This is a genomic window from Candidatus Poseidonia alphae (assembly GCF_943787815.1).
In the GTDB taxonomy this organism is placed as follows: Archaea; Thermoplasmatota; Poseidoniia; order Poseidoniales; family Poseidoniaceae; genus Poseidonia; species Poseidonia alphae.
On record NZ_CALSNW010000005.1, the window covers coordinates 1 to 17,047 of the forward strand.

At 50.7% G+C, this 17,047-nt stretch carries 17 protein-coding genes and 1 tRNA gene; 9 read left to right on the plus strand and 9 right to left on the minus strand.

What is annotated here, in order from left to right; genetic code table 11:
* The first annotated feature begins 270 nt into the window (after positions 1 to 270).
* Genes AAA857_RS08135 through AAA857_RS08145 form a run of 3 tightly spaced genes read left to right on the plus strand, consistent with a single transcriptional unit; the run spans position 271 to position 1,680 of the window.
* Positions 271 to 519 (plus strand): hypothetical protein, encoded by a 249-nt coding sequence (locus tag AAA857_RS08135; RefSeq protein ID WP_338174462.1) that lies wholly within the window; start codon positions 271 to 273, stop codon positions 517 to 519.
* Positions 520 to 759, plus strand: coding sequence for a DUF3860 domain-containing protein (locus AAA857_RS08140; protein WP_338174463.1), 240 nt, complete (start codon positions 520 to 522; stop codon positions 757 to 759).
* A 39-nt stretch (positions 760 to 798) separates the two neighbouring features.
* On the plus strand, positions 799 to 1,680 hold the full coding sequence (locus AAA857_RS08145; protein WP_338174464.1) for a geranylgeranylglycerol-phosphate geranylgeranyltransferase: 882 nt from the start codon (positions 799 to 801) through the stop codon (positions 1,678 to 1,680).
* Here the strand turns inward: AAA857_RS08145 and argF are convergent.
* Entirely contained in the window at positions 1,677 to 2,648 is a 972-nt protein-coding gene (gene argF, locus AAA857_RS08150; RefSeq protein WP_338174465.1) for an ornithine carbamoyltransferase, read from the minus strand. The genes AAA857_RS08145 and argF overlap by 4 nt on opposite strands.
* 39 nt (positions 2,649 to 2,687) lie before the next feature.
* Positions 2,688 to 3,506: an ATP/GTP-binding protein gene (locus AAA857_RS08155; RefSeq protein WP_338174466.1), complete on the minus strand. Its 819-nt coding sequence runs from the start codon at positions 3,504 to 3,506 to the stop codon at positions 2,688 to 2,690.
* Positions 3,507 to 3,663: 157 nt separating this feature from the next.
* On the opposite strand from AAA857_RS08155, the gene AAA857_RS08160 reads away from it, so the two are divergent.
* The gene (locus AAA857_RS08160; RefSeq protein ID WP_338174467.1) at positions 3,664 to 6,993 is read left to right on the plus strand and encodes a hypothetical protein; all 3,330 of its coding nucleotides are present in this window, start codon (positions 3,664 to 3,666) and stop codon (positions 6,991 to 6,993) included.
* Positions 6,994 to 7,068: 75 nt separating this feature from the next.
* Here the strand turns inward: AAA857_RS08160 and AAA857_RS08165 are convergent, their stop codons facing one another.
* Positions 7,069 to 7,488 carry a hypothetical protein gene (locus tag AAA857_RS08165; protein WP_338174468.1) on the minus strand — a complete coding sequence of 140 codons (420 nt, stop codon included), beginning with the start codon at positions 7,486 to 7,488 and terminating at the stop codon, positions 7,069 to 7,071.
* A 124-nt stretch (positions 7,489 to 7,612) separates the two neighbouring features.
* On the opposite strand from AAA857_RS08165, the gene AAA857_RS08170 reads away from it, so the two are divergent.
* The 3 genes from AAA857_RS08170 to AAA857_RS08180 are packed head-to-tail and all read left to right on the plus strand — an operon-like array spanning position 7,613 to position 10,038.
* Positions 7,613 to 8,530, plus strand: a complete 918-nt coding sequence (locus AAA857_RS08170; RefSeq protein WP_338174469.1) for an EMC3/TMCO1 family protein — start codon at positions 7,613 to 7,615, stop codon at positions 8,528 to 8,530.
* 3 nt (positions 8,531 to 8,533) lie between these two features.
* Positions 8,534 to 9,073, plus strand: a complete 540-nt coding sequence (locus AAA857_RS08175) for an AAA family ATPase (RefSeq protein WP_338174470.1) — start codon at positions 8,534 to 8,536, stop codon at positions 9,071 to 9,073.
* Positions 9,070 to 10,038, plus strand: coding sequence for an RNA-guided pseudouridylation complex pseudouridine synthase subunit Cbf5 (locus tag AAA857_RS08180; protein ID WP_338174471.1), 969 nt, complete (start codon positions 9,070 to 9,072; stop codon positions 10,036 to 10,038). Before AAA857_RS08175 ends, AAA857_RS08180 begins: the two co-directional genes overlap by 4 nt.
* A gap of 194 nt (positions 10,039 to 10,232) precedes the next feature.
* Here the strand turns inward: AAA857_RS08180 and AAA857_RS08185 are convergent, their stop codons facing one another.
* Together AAA857_RS08185 and AAA857_RS08190 are read right to left on the minus strand one after the other, a co-directional pair.
* Entirely contained in the window at positions 10,233 to 10,652 is a 420-nt protein-coding gene (locus tag AAA857_RS08185; RefSeq protein WP_338174472.1) for a PaaI family thioesterase, read from the minus strand.
* A gap of 5 nt (positions 10,653 to 10,657) precedes the next feature.
* Positions 10,658 to 13,048: a CARDB domain-containing protein gene (locus tag AAA857_RS08190; protein WP_338174473.1), complete on the minus strand. Its 2,391-nt coding sequence runs from the start codon at positions 13,046 to 13,048 to the stop codon at positions 10,658 to 10,660.
* Between the two features lie 130 nt (positions 13,049 to 13,178).
* Between AAA857_RS08190 and AAA857_RS08195 the strand changes: the two genes are divergently transcribed.
* Positions 13,179 to 13,250: transfer RNA gene (locus AAA857_RS08195), tRNA-His, on the plus strand.
* A 7-nt stretch (positions 13,251 to 13,257) separates the two neighbouring features.
* On the opposite strand, the gene ribA is transcribed toward AAA857_RS08195, so the two are convergent.
* Entirely contained in the window at positions 13,258 to 13,869 is a 612-nt protein-coding gene (gene ribA / locus AAA857_RS08200; protein WP_338174474.1) for a GTP cyclohydrolase II, read from the minus strand.
* A complete protein-coding gene (locus tag AAA857_RS08205; protein WP_338174475.1) occupies positions 13,866 to 14,117 on the minus strand; it encodes a sulfurtransferase TusA family protein in 252 nt (83 codons plus the stop codon). The genes ribA and AAA857_RS08205 overlap by 4 nt, the downstream gene beginning before the upstream one ends.
* A 111-nt stretch (positions 14,118 to 14,228) precedes the next feature.
* Here AAA857_RS08205 and AAA857_RS08210 point away from each other — a divergent pair, with 111 nt between their 5' ends.
* Positions 14,229 to 15,278: an exosortase/archaeosortase family protein gene (locus AAA857_RS08210; protein ID WP_338174476.1), complete on the plus strand. Its 1,050-nt coding sequence runs from the start codon at positions 14,229 to 14,231 to the stop codon at positions 15,276 to 15,278.
* On the opposite strand, the gene AAA857_RS08215 is transcribed toward AAA857_RS08210, so the two are convergent.
* Complete coding sequence (locus tag AAA857_RS08215) at positions 15,279 to 16,700, minus strand: DEAD/DEAH box helicase (RefSeq protein ID WP_338174477.1); 1,422 nt, start codon at positions 16,698 to 16,700, stop codon at positions 15,279 to 15,281.
* 67 nt (positions 16,701 to 16,767) lie between these two features.
* Positions 16,768 to 16,983, minus strand: coding sequence for a hypothetical protein (locus tag AAA857_RS08220; protein WP_338174478.1), 216 nt, complete (start codon positions 16,981 to 16,983; stop codon positions 16,768 to 16,770).
* Between the last annotated feature and the right edge of the window lie 64 nt (positions 16,984 to 17,047).

Consider the following 17,047-nt stretch of genomic DNA (forward strand, 5'->3'; position numbering starts at 1 on the left):
TCGTACCGGGATTTGAACCCGGGTCGAAGGAATGAGAGTCCTTCATGATGGGCCACTACACTATACGAGCGTGGATGGTTTGGCCACCGCCATCCCGTATTTAGCCATCACGCATCACAACGACCGTCATGTCACTTCAACGTTCACTTGACAGTTCACTTTAACTGAAAATGGAAAGTGAATAACAAGCCACTGCGTCGCATAATCTGTTTCACTTCCAAAACCGCCGTGTTTCATCGCTTGATATACCACCGCCGCAGCATTTGTACCATGCAAGAACCCCCGAAACCACAACGAATCCATTTTGAGGACATGATTTCAAGCACAAATCTCCGTACACCTCCTGCCTGGGCAAAGAAGAGCCGAACGGTGTTGGCTCATCCAACGGGTCGACTCCCCTCCCACTCGAAGCAAATCACCTGGCAGCCCCTTGCAGGACCTGGATCGTCCCCTACACCACGACCGATGAGCAACAGTATGCGTTCACTTCATCAACGCATTGTACGAGGTGAAGCATAAATGAGTCGAACCAAGCGATTACGCAGTGAGATTCAAGATTTCTTGAGCGAAGTCGGTGAAGCAAATACGACCGATATTCTTGACCATGTCAATCAACGGTTCCGATGGGGTGCAACCATGAACCAACTCGGTAACGTTCTCGCCCGAGACCGAAGGTTCATCAAAGTTGGATTCGATGAAGGAACCGGCCTTGGGGGCTTTCGGATGCGTGTTTGCATCTGGTCAATCGCCACCGCTTGAAGCCAAGCAATCAAGAACAATACCCTCCTCCTCCAAACCATGGCAGGGACGATTGGGGCGGCCGTTCAACTCATGCGTCCAAAGAACCTCATCCTTGCTGGAGCTACCGTTCCATTAGGGGCATTCTTTGCTCTGCAAGATACCAATGCAAGTTTTCCTTTACTTACAGTGCTGCTGCATACATTGGCGGTTATGTTCTTTATGGGTGCAGGCAATGCAATGAACGACATAAAGGATGCAGAAATCGACCTCAAAGCCCATCCTCAACGACCGATACCGTCCGGTGCGATCGGCGTTGATGATGCCAAGCGTTTCACTTCATTGCTATGGGTGCTGAGTGTTGGTGCTCACATCGGTGGACTCCTCTCCGTTTCAGAACTTGATGTGGAAACTGTTGCCCCAACCGTCATCATTTACATCATTGCAGCCCTCCTTATGGTCACCTATGACCACGGTCCAGCAACCAAGAACAAGGGTCTGATGGGCAACGTCGTGATTTCAATTCTTGTTGGGGCCGTCATTTTGTATGGCGGTGCGGGCGTTGGACACATTAGCAAACCCTTGCTCTGGTGGATTTTCGGTGTCGTCTTCACAACAAACTTGGCACGTGAAATGGTCAAGGATTGCATGGACATGGAAGCTGATGCCGATGTTCGAACAACACTTCCAATGATTTACGGGAAGGAAAAGGTGAGAATGGCTGCTTACATCCTCGTTATGGCGAGCCTCGTTTGCCTTTACATGCCCTTTTGGCTCGGACCGTTTGCATTCGGTCAACTGGTTCTACAAACACCTGCAATTCTAATGCTTATCACACTCAACGGGCCACTCTACAAAGGCGAAGACGAACTTGTAGCGGGACGAATCAGAGCGGCTATGCTCCTTGGCCTCATCGGTTTTGTTGTTGCATTGTTGGTCTAATCGATCAGACCCATGAATTCGCCCATTGCTTCCCATGCTCCACGGTTGATCAAAAACGCCATGAGTGACATTTGGGCCCACATACGGTTTTCTGCCTGGTCAAATACAATGCTCTGCTTGTGGTCCATCACGTAATCCGTAACTTCCTCTCCACGGTGGGCCGGAAGACAGTGCATAAAGGACCAATTGTCAGCCATGTGTGCAACCATTTCTTCGTTGACTTGGTAGCCTTCAAACGACTTGATTTTGTCCGTCATATGCTCTTCCCCCATTGAAATAAACACATCGGTGTAAACGACACTTGCATCGGTTACGGCTTCAATTGGGTCGGTTGTGTGGACCACCGAACTTCCATGTTCATCAGCGAAGGCTTTGCTGCGTTCCACTACATCTTCGTGAGGCTCGTAGCCTTCGGGACATGCATAATGGATGTCGATTCCTAGAATAGCACAGGCCAGCATGAGGTCATGGAGCACGTTGTTTCCATCACCAACCCATGCTACTTTGAGACCTTCCAACTCATCGTAATTTTCGAGAATGGTCATGAGGTCGGCTGCTGCTTGACATGGATGGTGCTTGTAAGATAGAGCGTTGATGACGGGAACCGTTGCGTATTTCGCCAGTTCTTCTACATCTTCATGGCCAAAGCAACGGTAGGTGATGCCACCAAGGAAGCGAGAAAGCACCTGGGAAGTATCTCCGATGGTCTCGGACTTGCCGAGTTGAATGTCGTTCTTGAGAAGCGTCAATGCACTGCCTCCAAAACGCTGAACGCCGACTTCAAACGAAACACGTGTGCGGGTTGAGGGCTTTTCGTAAATTGAACCAATGGCTAGAGTATCAAGTGGAAGGAAGTTTTGGGCAACATCATCACCTTGTTTCCATTGTCGTTTGAATTCGATGGCCCATTTGAGAATCGCTTCAAGATCTTCTGCTACATCGTCAATCGCAAGCAAGTGTTGAGTCATGCACCGTCCACATCAAGGCGGCTTCTAAGCGTTGTGCGCTCAGTTCTTCTCATGCTCGATGTCCGCTGCGAAGCCATCACGTGCATCGCTCATTCCACCAAACAAGGCTTGTGCAAAGGTCAAGATATCAGCCATTCCTTCTTCAAGCTCCGACGAAAGGGGTGTGAGTCCGGGTGCTTGGGAAAATTCTTGCATCATTCGGAGTTGATTGATGGCGAATTCAGTACGCTGACCTCCTGCTTCCTCATACAGTGCAAGTTCAAGAATCTCAAGTCGCTCTGACCACTCGAGAATTTGTTCCAGTTGTTCAGGCTCCAGTAAGTCTGCCTTTGAAAGGAAGTTCTTGGTCGGGAGTCCCAATCGGAATTCAACAATGGATGAAAGGAGCATCTGGGATACGAAACCAGATGGAGACCGTGAAAGCATGGGGTCGAACAGGTAAATGATGGCGGATTGTTCACGGCCCAGCGTTTCAATCAGGTGGTTGCTCGCTTCGCGGAAGGCGAACAGTTCGACTTGTCCAGGTGTGTCAACAATCATCACGTCTCCAGAGAGTGAGTGAAGTTGCTCAGCGACATCGCCTGCTTGTGCAGCCAATAAGTCAGCAGCAAGGATCTGCGCACCGTTCGGGCCGAGGTCGTACTCCGCCATGACTTCGGTGAGTGAGATTAAATCCCTTACGTCAAACTCTGCATCGTAGTGGACACGTTCTGCTCCTGGGTCCAAATTGATCGCAATCGCTTCAGTTTCCAAGAAACGAGACCAGCGTTGAAACGAGGTCACCAACGAAGATTTACCAGCACCTGCTGTTCCAACGACAAATAGTACTGGGGGTGAGCCACTGTCCATACCGACCATGAACAACGCTCCGTCCTACCCTACATCAACCCCTCGCTGTATTCTCGATAAAATCGGCTTGAAAACTCAATAATCAAACACGATGTTGGAGAACGGTTATGTGCTCGGCGTGCGTCCGAACCTTTGTCGCACATCGTGTGAACCGGAGGAATTGAAGATGACTGACGAAAAACCACCTATGCCACCAGGAATGCCACCTATGCCTCCAATGCCTCCGGGCGAAGCACCTCCAGCACCGCCTGGTATGCCTCCAATGCCTCCGATGGCTGATGCACCTCCAGCACCGCCTGGTATGCCACCTATGCCTCCAATGCCTCCGGGCGAAGCACCGCCAGCACCGCCTGGTATGCCGGCAATGCCTCCTATGGCCGATGCACCTCCAGCACCTCCCGGTATGCCGGCAATGCCTCCTATGCCTCCTATGGCCGATGCACCTCCAGCGCCTCCCGGTATGCCGGCAATGCCTCCTATGCCTCCAATGGCCGATGCACCTCCAGCACCTCCCGGTATGCCAGCAATGCCGCCTATGCCTCCGATGGCCGATGCACCTCCAGCTCCTCCAGAGATGCCTCCAATGCCTCCAATGCCCGAAGCACCCGCTGCTGACCCGTTGATGGACCCGCTTGCAGCACCTCCAGCACCTCCCGAGATGCCTCCAATGCCTCCAATGCCCGAAGCACCCGCTGCTGACCCGTTGATGGACCCGCTTGCAGCACCTCCGGCACCTCCCGAGATGCCTCCAATGCCTCCAATGCCCGAAGCACCCGCTGCTGACCCGTTGATGGACCCGCTTGCAGCACCTCCGGCACCTCCCGAGATGCCTCCAATGCCTCCAATGCCCGAAGCACCCGCTGCTGACCCGTTGATGGACCCGCTCGCAGCACCCCCGGCACCTCCCGAGATGCCCCCAATGCCTCCCGCAGCAGATCCATTGATGGACCCGCTCGCAGCACCTCCGGCACCTCCCGAGATGCCCCCAATGCCTCCCGCAGCAGATCCATTGATGGACCCGCTCGCAGCACCTCCAAGTCAAGAACTCTTGGAACAACCACCGCTACCGGATTTGGTCCCATCTGACCTCACTGGAGAACAAGCAGGAGCGACCATTCGCAGCCGTGCTGAAGTTGAGACTGTCCCCGGTGACAAACTCGAAGGAACGTTGCATGAAATTGAAACGACAACCTTGAACGCTGATGGACATATCATCAAACAATCCGTCAAAGGAACCCTTACGGTCAACAACCCTTCGTCAGAAGACAGAATCTACGACATCGACGTCATGCTTGACAACATCGATGCAACCGATATCGGCGGGGAGCATGTTTCCGTAGACGAACTTGAACCATCAAAGAATCATACAATGTCATACAAGGTAAATGGAAAGCAGATGATGACGCTACGAGAGCGATTGGACACCAACCCGTCCCGCTCTCAAGAACGCTCACTTTCCGTTGCTATGAATGAGGACCCGGGCGAGATATCTCTTGAACTTGAAGTCGAGAACATGTCCGGTGTGGAACTCCACGATGTTGTCGTCACCCGACCGATCCCCGAAGCCATGCATTTCGCCATGACCGGTGGAGCTGAATTTGAGGATGGAACCATCACTTGGAACATCGGCCGACTTAATGCAGGTGAAAAACAAGTTATCTCCATGGAAGGTACAATCTCAGTGTCATCGACAAAGGCCATCAAGGCAGGACAAGCAAGCGCAACCTACCGTGCTGATTCCACACTCTCAAACATGATGTTCCGAGAGTTGGATGCATTCTGTCGTGGATTCACCTACATGCGAGTCCGTGAAGACGAGCGCCCTGACAACTGGAAGTGTCAAGCTATCTTTGAGAACCGCTCCTCCTTTGCCGTTGATTTGGTAAAACTCCAAGTTCGAATGAAGGGCAGCGAAGAACTTCTCTTTGACATCCACGATGTTGACGAGGATGTCCACCCCTACGGTAAGTGGGAATCTGAAGAGCGAGTTGTTATGGCCCAATCTGAACCTGACTTTACCTACGAATTGTCTTACTCGGTTCTACCGCGAGCCATTCAAAGCACAGAGGGTTCGATGAAACTTGAGGAAAAGAAACTTCAAGTCCTGGAAGCAGATATTTCGAAGGCGTACTCCACAAGTGGTTTGCGTTCCTATCGTGCACAGAAAATCCAATCGGTTATGGTCCTCGAGAACAAGGGTTCCTCTGTCATCAACTTGATGCGCATCACGGATGATATTCCTGGATTGTTTGACGCACCTACACAGGAGCAGTTGACCATCAAACTTGATGGTAAAACCATTGATGACGACCAATTCAAAGTCGAAATGGCTGAAGGAGTTACCATTGAGAAGGAACACAAATCCCCTGACGGCATCGGTCATACCATGACCCTCACCGTCGGAACACGCGGGCCTCTCGGACTAAAGCCCGGAAAGAAGATTGAAATTTCTTACCCCCTCAATGCTCCGGACCCAACACCGAACAATACACGTGTGGACGGTCCTGCACGGGTTGAATTCAGCTCGGAGCGTTTCGGCCCGATCTGTACCCGCGAACCAGCGGAAACACCAACCATCAAGGTCATCCACAACCGTCGTAACTTCAGTGCCGGTAAGCAAGCGATTCCTCTTGGAGGAAAAGGCCGCTATGAGGTCTTGATCCTCTTTGAAAACAACGGCGACACAGCCTTGAGCGACCTGTACATCAACGATGTGCTTCCAGCTCAATTTGAAATCAAGGACTGGTCGATGAAGGGTGCAAACGGAAAGCGCGACGATGTCAAGATGACCTCCGAAGAAGGAGAAGGCGGATTGCACATCGTATGGCATGTCCCCAAGGTTGAGAAGGGTGAACGTTTGGAAGTATCCTTTGACATCAAGGGAACCGGAGAAGTTGACGCAGAAGCACTCAATCGCTTCCATGGTGTTCACTTCGGAGATGAAATCGAGTCCGATGATCTCCCTGAGGTTGAAGAGGCGGAAGAAGAAGCATCAGAAGAAGCAGAAGTTGAAGCAGTTGCTGAAGGTGCAGAAGGTGAAGCATCAGAAGAACCCTCAGAAGAAGCAGAAGTTGAGGCAGAAGCATCAGAAGAAACCTCAGAAGAAGCATCCACTGAGGAAGAATCCACCGATGTGGCTGAAACCTCTGAAGAAGGTACAGAAGTCGAAGCGTCAGCTGAAACCTCTGAAGAAGATGCAGAAGCCGAATCCACCGATGAGGAGCCCAAGATGAACTGGCGAGAAGACGTACTTCTCCGTGTCATGGATGCAGCCGGTATCTCTGACCGCGATGCCTTCATTGCTTTCGCTGCGGACTACGATAGCGACGACAATGGCTACCTCAAGAAGGGCGAATTGGAAGATGCTGCAAAGGCATGGAACTCCCGTGACGAAGAAGGATCGGATAACGCTGAAGAAAAGGCCTGCGGAATCTGTGAAACCCTCAACCCTGCAGACGCTACAGAATGCAGTGCCTGTAAGTTTACCTTTGAGTGATTCAAAATAGCCTCGTTCGTCAACCGCGGTTGAGGGCATGATGCTAGAATGCGCCTGCGTCGATGTTGGTTACGTTCACTCAGGAAGCACCCATTGAGGCCAATCTTCATGCTCAGATGATCGGCTTACTAGAATAATAATGGGTCGCTTCAATGAAGAAAGCAATTCTTCCATTGGTGTGACCGTTGAAGGCGGGATCACCCCGTCTCGCAAATCCACTGCAAGCCAAGCATTACGGTATTGACCGGCCCATGCTAGAAGTTCAGCCTCTACGCCTTGTGGAGGGATGCCTTCTCGGACACTTGCGATAAATCCCCAATCGTTCGGACATTTTCGTTCAGTATCGGTCCACAAAAACATACGAGGGGATTCTGGAAGTTGGGCCAGTTGAGTAACGGCCTCTAATTCAGTTGCACAGACCGGTTGGCCGGGCATCGGCATCGGCAAAGGATAGCGCCAGGTAGTATCTACGGTGAGCGGTTCTTTCTTGCGCATGTTTGACCGTGTGACTGCTCTTGTTTGAACTTCACGCTGGTTTGTGCACGACCTCTCTTGAGAGCGGGCTGTATGAGTGAAATCAAGGCTAACCTTCATGCCCTTCCCGCTACCCAGGTGAATTATGGCCAATGGTCCAACCCCACCTCCGCCCGCCCCGCCGGGTGGCTCAATGTTCTTGATGCTCATCGTGATGGTGATGATGACCGTTCTCATCATGACCCCTTCGATTCGACTCTCGTTGGGTACCACTGCGGATCCTATTCTCTCACCTTTGCTCCCTGAAGAGTCTTTCTTCGTGATTACGGTATTGATTCTCGGAGTGTTTTCAATGACGCTCAACACGGTGATTCGAAATTTCTTTGTTGACCCTATGGACCAAGCACACATCGGACACCGTCAAGGACAGGTTCGTCAAATTATGAACGAAGCACGTATGTCTCGGGACCCAATTCTCCAAGAAAAAGCAATGACGCTTCAACAACAGATGATGCCCGAACAACTCGATGTTCAAATGGGTGCTATGAAACCCATGATGTTCACCATGATTTTCATCATCGGAATCTTTGCGTGGTTGACTACAGCCGTTGAAACGTTCCGTGTTGACTATGTTTCCTTGCCTTGGGCACCGGAGTGGAATCTCTTGGAAGACCGCTTCCTGTTCTTCCCAGCTTGGATTTGCTGCTACATTTCCATGAGCGCTGCTTACGGTCGTGTTCTTGACCGACACATCAAACTCGCTCGTTACAAATCCCACCCTCTGGTCCTTAGCGGAGAAGTCATCAAGGAACCACTTCTTCACCTCATTGCTACAAAGCCTGCAGCAGCGTCAAACCAAGTTAAGAAGCGGCAACAGAGGTCCCAACGAAGGTCTCAACAGAATAAAAAGAAGACCACCTCCTCCAAGAGCGTCGATTCAGACGAAGAAGTTGAGGAACAAAGTGTCTATGATTTTTCATGCCCTGAATGTCAAGGTGACGTCATCACTCACGATGGGCCACGAACCAAGCGCTGCAATGTGTGCTTCCATGAATGGGTGTGATTCATGCTTCACATCACCGTTTCGGGCCATCCTGGAAGCGGCACCAGCACTCTGGTGAAAGCGCTCATGGACCGTTTTGGTTGGACCGCTCTCAACGGTGGCGATGTCTTCAGAGAAGAAGCAAAACGACGTGGAATGAGTCTCGCTGATTTTGGACGATTGTGCCAAGAAGAACTCGACGTAGACCGCTCACTTGATGCCTTGCTCAAAGAGAGAATGCAATCCAACGATGCCTCAAACATTGTCGAGTCCAGACTCGCAGGCTGGTGGGCATTCAAGTTGGACCTTCCCTGCCTCCGAATTTGGTTGGACGTGGATGACGAAGAACGTGCTCGTAGAGTTGTGAACCGTGAAGGGATTCAACTGAGTGAAGCGCTCGCTGCTAACGCATCAAGGTCCAAGGTTGATGGGGAGCGCTTCATGGAACTTTACGGCCTTGTGCCCGAAGACCCAGAACCCTATACACATGTCATTTCAGCATCAAACCTCAATGCAGATGAAATACTTGAGGCTGTCGTCGTCCTCATAGAGGCCGCATCATGAACACCCACATCCTTGACCCCGAGGCCGGAACGGACCCCCATTTTGGGACCATGCCCGATGAACGTACGATTGAGCAACTTCTCGCCTCAGGTTTCATCCTCGTCGACAAACCAGCAGGCCCCACTTCGCACCAGTTGGCTGCTTGGGCAAGAGACCTGTTCGGATTGCAGCGACTTGGTCACGGTGGAACACTTGACCCGTTCGCAACCGGTGTCCTTCCGCTCATGGCCGGACGTTGCATGAAAATCACCAACAAAGTCCTCAAGCATCGTAAATCCTACATCGCAGTCTTCCGATTCAAGACGCCTCCAACCGAAGGCCAACTTGATGAGATCATGGGTAAAATGACCGGACGTATCTACAACGTACCTCCGGAGGTATCGGCTGTTAAGGTCCAAGTTCGCACCCGCCGAATCTTCAAATTTGAACGACTTGACTTCAATGAAAAAGACATGGTTGCTCGAATCACGTGTGAAGCAGGAACCTACATTCGAACCATGGCCCGAGATATGGGGCTCATGCTCGGTTCACCAGTAGAGCTCAAAGAACTCCGACGTGAGCACTCTGGAGTGTTCTCGCTGGACGACTGCGTGACCATGGATGCCGTGGCTGACGCCGTATGGCTTTGGAAGGAATGTGGCGATGCAAGCGCTCTCATGCGTATTGTTCAACCGATTGAGAAATTGCTTGCTGATGTTCCTCGTTGCGTTGTTAAGGACAGTGCAGTTGCTGCACTTACCTTTGGCGCACCGTTGTTGCGTCCAGGAATCGTAAGCGTTCCTGCTGGGATACCGTCCGGCGAGGACATTCTGATTACCTCCATCAAGGGAGAGGCAGTTGGATTCGTTAAGCTCACCGTAGATACCGACAATATCGGTGCTATGGAAAACGGAGAAGTTGCTCGTCCAAGCATGGTCCTGATGGACACCGAAGTCTACCCTCGGCGCTGGGTCAAGCAAGCTTGATCCGTTCACGCTTCAACGTATTCTTCGTAGATGTATTCTTCTGTTTCAATTCGTATTTTCAATAGAGACATGGTTCCCACTCCCACTCTGTCAACCGAAGTTGAACGGTCCCCACGACCTCAAAGTATCCTCTTCTGACACGGTCCGGTTATCAACTTTGAGGCAGGTATTCGCATTATGCGACATCTGTGACTTTATTCCAAGAGGATGTAAGAGACCTGTGCAACAGCAACAAGTTTCTGGTTCGTATCGTACAATTTAGCCTCAGCGAGACTGAGGGTTTTCCCAGGGCGAATCACTTCGGCATGACAGGTGACATCCGTGTGGCATGGGCGCAAGAAACGAATGTTGAAGTCCGTAGTCGCTACTTTGGCCTCTGGCCCCAATTGTGTTAGAATGGCAAAACATGTGATGGAATCAGCAATGGTCCCGAGTATGCCTCCATGAAACGTTTCGAAAATACCATTCCATCGTTCATGTCGAGGTACAAAGGCCGAACACGCACCTACTTCTAATCCAGTGATTTCCATTGCGAGCGTGTCCATGATGGATATGGAATCAATTCGCTTCATCAACGCCGTTATTGCTGCGGGAGAAAGTGTTGCAGAGTTCATCAATATCACTCGATTTTCTTGATCTTAGCAGGAGTCAGGTATGCAAACAACGCGATGACCGCAAGAAGCAATCCAATGCTTCCAGTCCAGACTGTGGTTGAAGACAGCCCTGCATCACTGCTCGTTTTGTCAGCAACCTGTTGTTCATCAATACCAACGAGTTTCTCCATGATGTTGTTGGATTCGTCACCTTCGGGAATTTCAAGTCCACGGTCCACCACGGCACTGAAGCGAATTACCTTTGCATCATCTGGGACCTGCCAGTCGCATGTTATTGAGCCGAGTTCACCGGGCGCAAGTACTGGTATGATCTCTACCGACATGAGTTGTTGGTCGTTCTGGCAGCGGACAGAGATGAACGTAGCCTCTGCTTGCCCTTGATTGCGAACCATGACTCGCATGGACACGATGTCTCCTTGTGTCATTTCCTCGCTGCCAAAGTCAATCGATTCCACAAGCAAGTCAGCGAGTGCCATCACCTCAAGGTCAAGGGTTCGTTCCGAGCATGATGTTTGATCGCAAACCGATACGAGGACGGCAAAGAACCCTGCATTTGGAGGCTGAACGGTCAGAGTTCCATTGGACAAGTCTACCGTAGCCCAACTTCGGTTTGTGGATGCTGTTAGCATCGACGAATCACGGTCGCTAACGGTGAGGTTCACGACAGTGACTTTGTCCCGTTCCGCAGGAACCAACGATTGGAACTCTCCGAGGTCCGGAGCGTCATCAACGGCGTTGACGAGGAGATTGAAGGATTGACTCCACATGTTTCCAGCTTCATCGAGGACCTTGATTCCAATCACGGACTGGCCGCTTGATTCTGGCATTAGTTTGAGCCGCATTTCACCCTCAGTCAAATCAACTTCAACCAATCCTTCATTGCTGTTCGTGAATTCAACCATGAGGTTTTCGTTGGATGTTCGGTCATCTGAGCATCGCAACAGCAGAGGTAGAATGATTCCTCCTCCGTCTTCGGTCAGTTCTTGGTCGCCAATGGCTTGACACACAGGGTCTTCGTCCCATTCTATAGCATAACCGCCGTTAACCGAAAGCGATGAAAGTTCCAGGGCTGTCTGGCTCGCATTCCCTAGAGAATCCCATGTAAACCAAGCTTTGACCGAGACGGTGTAGGACGTGGTGCCAGGGACCATGAATTGGCCGATGGGCCATGAGTGAGTGAAGGAGCCGAGTGACATGGGTTCGTTAGAAACCAATTCGTCATTGACGAAAACCAACCATCGCGAGTAGGCTGGGTCAATACCATCGTTGGTTCCAAAGACACGACCCGAGACGGTAAGGGAGGGGTCGTTCACATCTGCCCATATCGATTCAATACAGGAATCGATTGCAGTTACCCTGATTTTGTAGGCTTCCCCCTCTGGAAGTAACGTGTTTTCGAGGAGTGCTGTGAATGAAGAAAACGATTCCCCGTCTGCAGATACTGCGTATTCAAGGCTGACGTTAGCGGCTTCACCTTCTGAGAGTTTGAGGTGAACACGGCCGAGCATTTGTTCAGGAGGGTGTTCAATGATACCACTGACCCATTCTCCAGTCGTTCCACCGATTGAAGGTGTTAATCCGCAATTTGTAAGGGCCATATTGACGGATTCACCTTGAGATAAATTGAGGTCGATCAGAGGCATTTGATGGCCGGTAAATTCTGTTGATGCAAGGCCCACCTCGCCTCCGTACCATGGTGTCTGGACGGTAATGTCCAATCCAACTGCATCAACGATCAAGCGCGAGTCATCAACACCTCCGGCTGATACGTAATCAAGTGTGAACTCCAAACTGTTGAGGTCCTGCCAATTCCATTCAAGAAGCCCAGTGAGGTTCACTGTGTATGCTGAATTGTTGATGTAATCCAAACCGCCTTGTGTATGTGCAAAGGTTTTGAGGAGGTCGTATCCACTGGAATGCTGAACTGAAATCCGAACGGTATCTTCTGTCAAAGCATCGGGTATCTGAATCACTGCTTTCATGTGAACTTCAACCATCGTGTAATCGCTCAGCCCACTGACATCAAAATTTGTTACTTTGATTTCAGGGCCCGTCGACCAGGTGCTTGCGCCGTCCGGTGCACCGATTGAATAATTTGAATCCGTAGGAGAAGTGCCGGCCCAAACCGCCATGGTGTCAAGGTGAACAGGCCGATGATGCGCCATGGTCATGCGCTGGTCTGCAACCATTGTCTCAGTGTATGTGGCATCTTCTTGGGTGAACGAAGTCTCTGCACTCATGCTCCATTTTGATGCATCAACCAGTGTCCCTTGAGGGAGCATATCAACATCGTATGTACTGTGAACGCTACGGGATGCAACCGTTGAGGCCAAAGGCCCAACAGCGGTTGTAAGGCATAGAAGTAGGATGCAAAGGATGACTCGCTTCGTTCGCATATTATCCCACACTCCTCGGTAACACTTGAAGGCAGGGGTCTTTCGCTTGAAAAACACGAGACTTCTTCGGTGAATCTACTGCGGCGGATGGTTGAAATACCAAGCACATGAGGGCCATTTACTTCTCATGGCTGTGGTGGTGTAGGGGTTAGCACGGCAGATTGTGGTTCTGCCAGCCCGGGTTCAATTCCCGGCCACGGCCCTCCTCTTCACAAGTCATCATTTTCGATGTGATGGCCCATTCGTTCAGCCTTGGTTGAAAGGTATGCTCGATTTGTGTCGTTCACACCAACAATGAGTGGAGTCCGTTCCACCACATTGATTCCATGCGATTGCAGTTGATTGACCTTCTCAGGATTGTTGGTGAGTAAATTCACATCGGTAACATTGAGTTCCTTGAGCATATCAGCCGCAATGGAGTAGTCTCGGTTGTCCGCAGGAAGGCCAAGCATGAGATTTGCATCGAGTGTATCCGCTCCTTCATCCTGAAGGTGATACGCTTGGATTTTAGCATGAAGCCCGATACCTCTTCCCTCCTGTCGGAGGTACAAGAGGACGCCCCATCCTTTCTGGACGATGGTTTCGAGGGCGGAATGCAACTGAGGTCCACAGTCGCACCGTTCGCTGCGAAATACATCTCCAGTCAAGCATTCTGAATGGACGCGTAGCAGCATGGGGTCTGGCCCCACCACATCGCCAAGAACCATAGCGACGTGGTCAAACCCTGTAGAGGGTTCATGGAATACTTGTATTCGAAACGAACCGTATTCTGTTGGGAGTATGGCTTCACTGGGTACGTTTTCTCTGCGGATTACAGTCATTTAATCACCTCAATTTTGAATCGAATTTCCCCATTTTCATTGACTATGCCCAACAATTGATGCAGACTCCGATTCAGTAAAAGAGGCATGTCATGAAGGGTTTCAGGGTCGTCGGCGAGGACTTCTAAGACATCTCCGTTGGTTAATTTGTGCAAAGTTTGCCGTGTTTTTACAACGGGAACTGGACAATAAAAGCCCAGAACATCAAGGCGATGCGTAGCCTCGACTTCGCTTTTCCTTTGCTCCATTGTACCCCCCAGGCCTCGGACCAATTTGAACGCATTCCTTTGAACTCAAACAATGCATCAGCACAATGTCCAGCACAACACCTTCTTGAACAAGACCTCTCATGTAATCCCATGGCCACCCAAAACACGACGCGTCCTGATGGCGATATGTCGTGGAAGGAGGTGGGGGAACTTGGACTTCGATACGGAAGAATTCCTCTTGCACTGATCTTTGTGAAGATGTTCTATTGGTTTTTGACGATACCCTCTGACACACTCGCACCCATTCAAGTCACAGAAGCATGGTTGTGGAATGAACTCACGAACTTCCTTTACGGGGAGGGCAGCTCGGTCATCAGCCACCATAACGGTTGGTTGACTCGGATTGATTTTGTTCATCCCAGTTTCCCAGGGCCGTTTGACACTGTTGGACTCTACGTCTCTGATGAATGTGCAGGAGTCCATGAAATGATCTTCATCTCCACACTGGTGATGATGACCGACGGTATGTCACAACGATTCAAATTGAAATCAGTAGTTGTGATGTGCTCGATTGTGTATGTGATCAATCTTATGCGCCTGGTTGCATTTTACCCAATAGCCCTTGAAGCGTGCATTGCGAATCCTGACCAACAAGCGTGCCTCGTCAACATGTGGACCTTCCATCAATACGTTTACGAATGGGGATTCTTAATCGTCCTGGTTCTCATGTGGATGGTGTGGTTCTTCAAATTTGGTGGGCCGGAAGGGACGCTTGAAGCAGCGAAAGGTTCCAACGATTCTTGGCGTATAAGTCGAAGAACGAACTGGGGGCCAAAGCATTGGACCATTCTGGCTTTCGCTGCCTTATTCGTGGTTCTTGCGCTTTCAAACATCACAACCAACGAGGAAGCCATTGAAGCAAAGCAGACCTTGGACGTCTGTGAATTTTCAAACCTCATCTCTGCGGAATGCGGGAATGCACAAATGAGGTGGGATGACGCCATCGGGTACGCTTGGTCCCTTTCAGCCATATCAATGGTCATGGTTGGAGGTACAGCACTTGTCATTCAGCGACCGGATGAATTTGGAAATTGGCCGGAACCAGCATCGGCTAAGGCAGCTGAGCCATCAAAGGAAAAAGGTCACTACAAGAAGAAGTCAGGCTCTTGGAACAAGCGTAGTGGGCAAGAAGAAGAGTGATCACTCAACGATAGAAGCGACGAGGGTGTCGCTTCCATACGGACGCTTTTGCATGGCTTTCATTGCAAGTCCAATCTTGCTGGTGTGCAAACTCACAAAGGTATGTTCATCGGAAAATCGAACTTCTCCGACAGCCAGTTCATCGCACTTGAGTTGCTCAACAAACCAAGTGGACACTTGATGAGCCGAACCAGCAGCTTCAGGAGTCAAGTCGAGTTTTACGGTCACATAACCAAAGACGTCAGCGGATTCGCCAAAGTCATCTTGTCGACGAACGGGGTCTCGGTCAATTCCTTCAGGGAGTTCAGGTGCTTCGCACGGAAGGATGTCTAGACCGTAAGTGGCCATGATTCGGGAAAGTTGTGGTGCATCGTCTCTCGAAACAAGACTCCACGCTTCTCCGCTTCGTCCAATACGCCCCGTACGTCCGATTCGGTGGACAAAGGAATCCATGTCATTGGGGAGGTCGTAATTCACAACCAAACTAATGGCGTCAACGTCAATACCACGGGCTGCGACATCAGTAGCGATAATGGTTTTGACTTCTCCCTCTCTGAAGCGAGTAAGTATTTTCTCACGTTGATTTTGATTCAAATCTCCGTGGAGCCCTGCGACATCAAACCGATGCTTGCTGAGGCGTTCAACTGCGAGGTCAACCATGCGCTTGGTGTTGCAAAAGACGATGGTTTGGTCTTCGTCGTTCATGCGAACGAGAAGGCGTCCAAGAACCCATAATTTGTTGGAGCGGCCGATGTGAACGGAATAAAGGTCAATTGGAGGAATGTCCAATTCTTCAGCGTTGGTCAATACGAATTCAGGGTCGTTGGTGAATTCATGTGCCGCGTCAATAATCTCTTGCGGGAAGGTTGCGGAGAACAGAAGCGTTTGTTCGCGTTGAGTCATGCGTTCAATGACCCACATGATGTCAGGGAAGAACCCCATGTCCAACATTCGGTCAGCTTCGTCCAAGCAAAGCAATGTAGGGAGTGTCAAATCGATGTGGCCTCGTTCTGTCATGTCCATGACACGACCCGGTGTTCCAACGATGATGTCAACGCCTTCAGCAAGGGTCTTTGCTTGCTTGTCAATGTCGGTTCCTCCGTATACGGTAAGGATGGTCAGGCCGGTTTCGCCTTGAAGCATTGAGATTTCTTCTGCGACTTGATTAGCAAGTTCACGGGTTGGAGTGAGGATCAAGGCTTGAAGTGAACCCGTGACCTGACATCGTTCAAGAATAGGCAAGCCAAATGCGGCAGTTTTACCCGACCCGGTTCGGGCTTGGCCAATCACGTCACGTCCGGTTCGAGCGAGAGGAACGGTGTCTTTCTGGACTTGAGTTGCAAATTCCCAACCAATGGCCTTCAATCCGTTCAACAGATGTTCGGGCAGGTCCCATGAATCAAAGCGTGTGGTGGTGAACATTCGTTTTCCCTCCGTCTCTCGTTTGGTGATTTGGTCGCCGAGACGAGGGCAACCTGCACGAAATCAATCAATAATTGTCCTTGTCGGCAATTTCCTTCTGAAGTTCGCCCATCCAGTATTTGCGTGCGTTCTCTCGGTTGAGAGGGCGGCGCGTCTGTCGGACATGCTCGAGAATGTACTGTCGGAATTTGAGAGCACGTGGCCGGTTTACACCCTTTGGAGTGAGTCCGTCCCACAGTCGGTCAAATTGTTCGGCCTTGTCGTTGAACGGTGCGTCACTCATACAATCCACCTCTTAAGCGGTTCTGCGACCGACCACCTGTTCTTAACCATGCCGTATTTGTCTG

Bases quoted from the DNA above. Each gene is read 5' to 3' on its own strand.
- AAA857_RS08135 (WP_338174462.1), top strand. From the start codon at position 271: ATGCAAGAACCCCCGAAACCACAACGAATCCATTTTGAGGACATGATT.
- AAA857_RS08140 (WP_338174463.1), top strand. From the start codon at position 520: ATGAGTCGAACCAAGCGATTACGCAGTGAGATTCAAGATTTCTTGAGC.
- AAA857_RS08145 (WP_338174464.1), top strand. From the start codon at position 799: ATGGCAGGGACGATTGGGGCGGCCGTTCAACTCATGCGTCCAAAGAAC.
- argF (WP_338174465.1), bottom strand. From the start codon at position 2,648: ATGACTCAACACTTGCTTGCGATTGACGATGTAGCAGAAGATCTTGAA.
- AAA857_RS08155 (WP_338174466.1), bottom strand. From the start codon at position 3,506: ATGGTCGGTATGGACAGTGGCTCACCCCCAGTACTATTTGTCGTTGGA.
- AAA857_RS08160 (WP_338174467.1), top strand. From the start codon at position 3,664: ATGACTGACGAAAAACCACCTATGCCACCAGGAATGCCACCTATGCCT.
- AAA857_RS08165 (WP_338174468.1), bottom strand. From the start codon at position 7,488: ATGCGCAAGAAAGAACCGCTCACCGTAGATACTACCTGGCGCTATCCT.
- AAA857_RS08170 (WP_338174469.1), top strand. From the start codon at position 7,613: ATGGCCAATGGTCCAACCCCACCTCCGCCCGCCCCGCCGGGTGGCTCA.
- AAA857_RS08175 (WP_338174470.1), top strand. From the start codon at position 8,534: ATGCTTCACATCACCGTTTCGGGCCATCCTGGAAGCGGCACCAGCACT.
- AAA857_RS08180 (WP_338174471.1), top strand. From the start codon at position 9,070: ATGAACACCCACATCCTTGACCCCGAGGCCGGAACGGACCCCCATTTT.
- AAA857_RS08185 (WP_338174472.1), bottom strand. From the start codon at position 10,652: ATGAACTCTGCAACACTTTCTCCCGCAGCAATAACGGCGTTGATGAAG.
- AAA857_RS08190 (WP_338174473.1), bottom strand. From the start codon at position 13,048: ATGCGAACGAAGCGAGTCATCCTTTGCATCCTACTTCTATGCCTTACA.
- ribA (WP_338174474.1), bottom strand. From the start codon at position 13,869: ATGACTGTAATCCGCAGAGAAAACGTACCCAGTGAAGCCATACTCCCA.
- AAA857_RS08205 (WP_338174475.1), bottom strand. From the start codon at position 14,117: ATGGAGCAAAGGAAAAGCGAAGTCGAGGCTACGCATCGCCTTGATGTT.
- AAA857_RS08210 (WP_338174476.1), top strand. From the start codon at position 14,229: ATGGCCACCCAAAACACGACGCGTCCTGATGGCGATATGTCGTGGAAG.
- AAA857_RS08215 (WP_338174477.1), bottom strand. From the start codon at position 16,700: ATGTTCACCACCACACGCTTTGATTCATGGGACCTGCCCGAACATCTG.
- AAA857_RS08220 (WP_338174478.1), bottom strand. From the start codon at position 16,983: ATGAGTGACGCACCGTTCAACGACAAGGCCGAACAATTTGACCGACTG.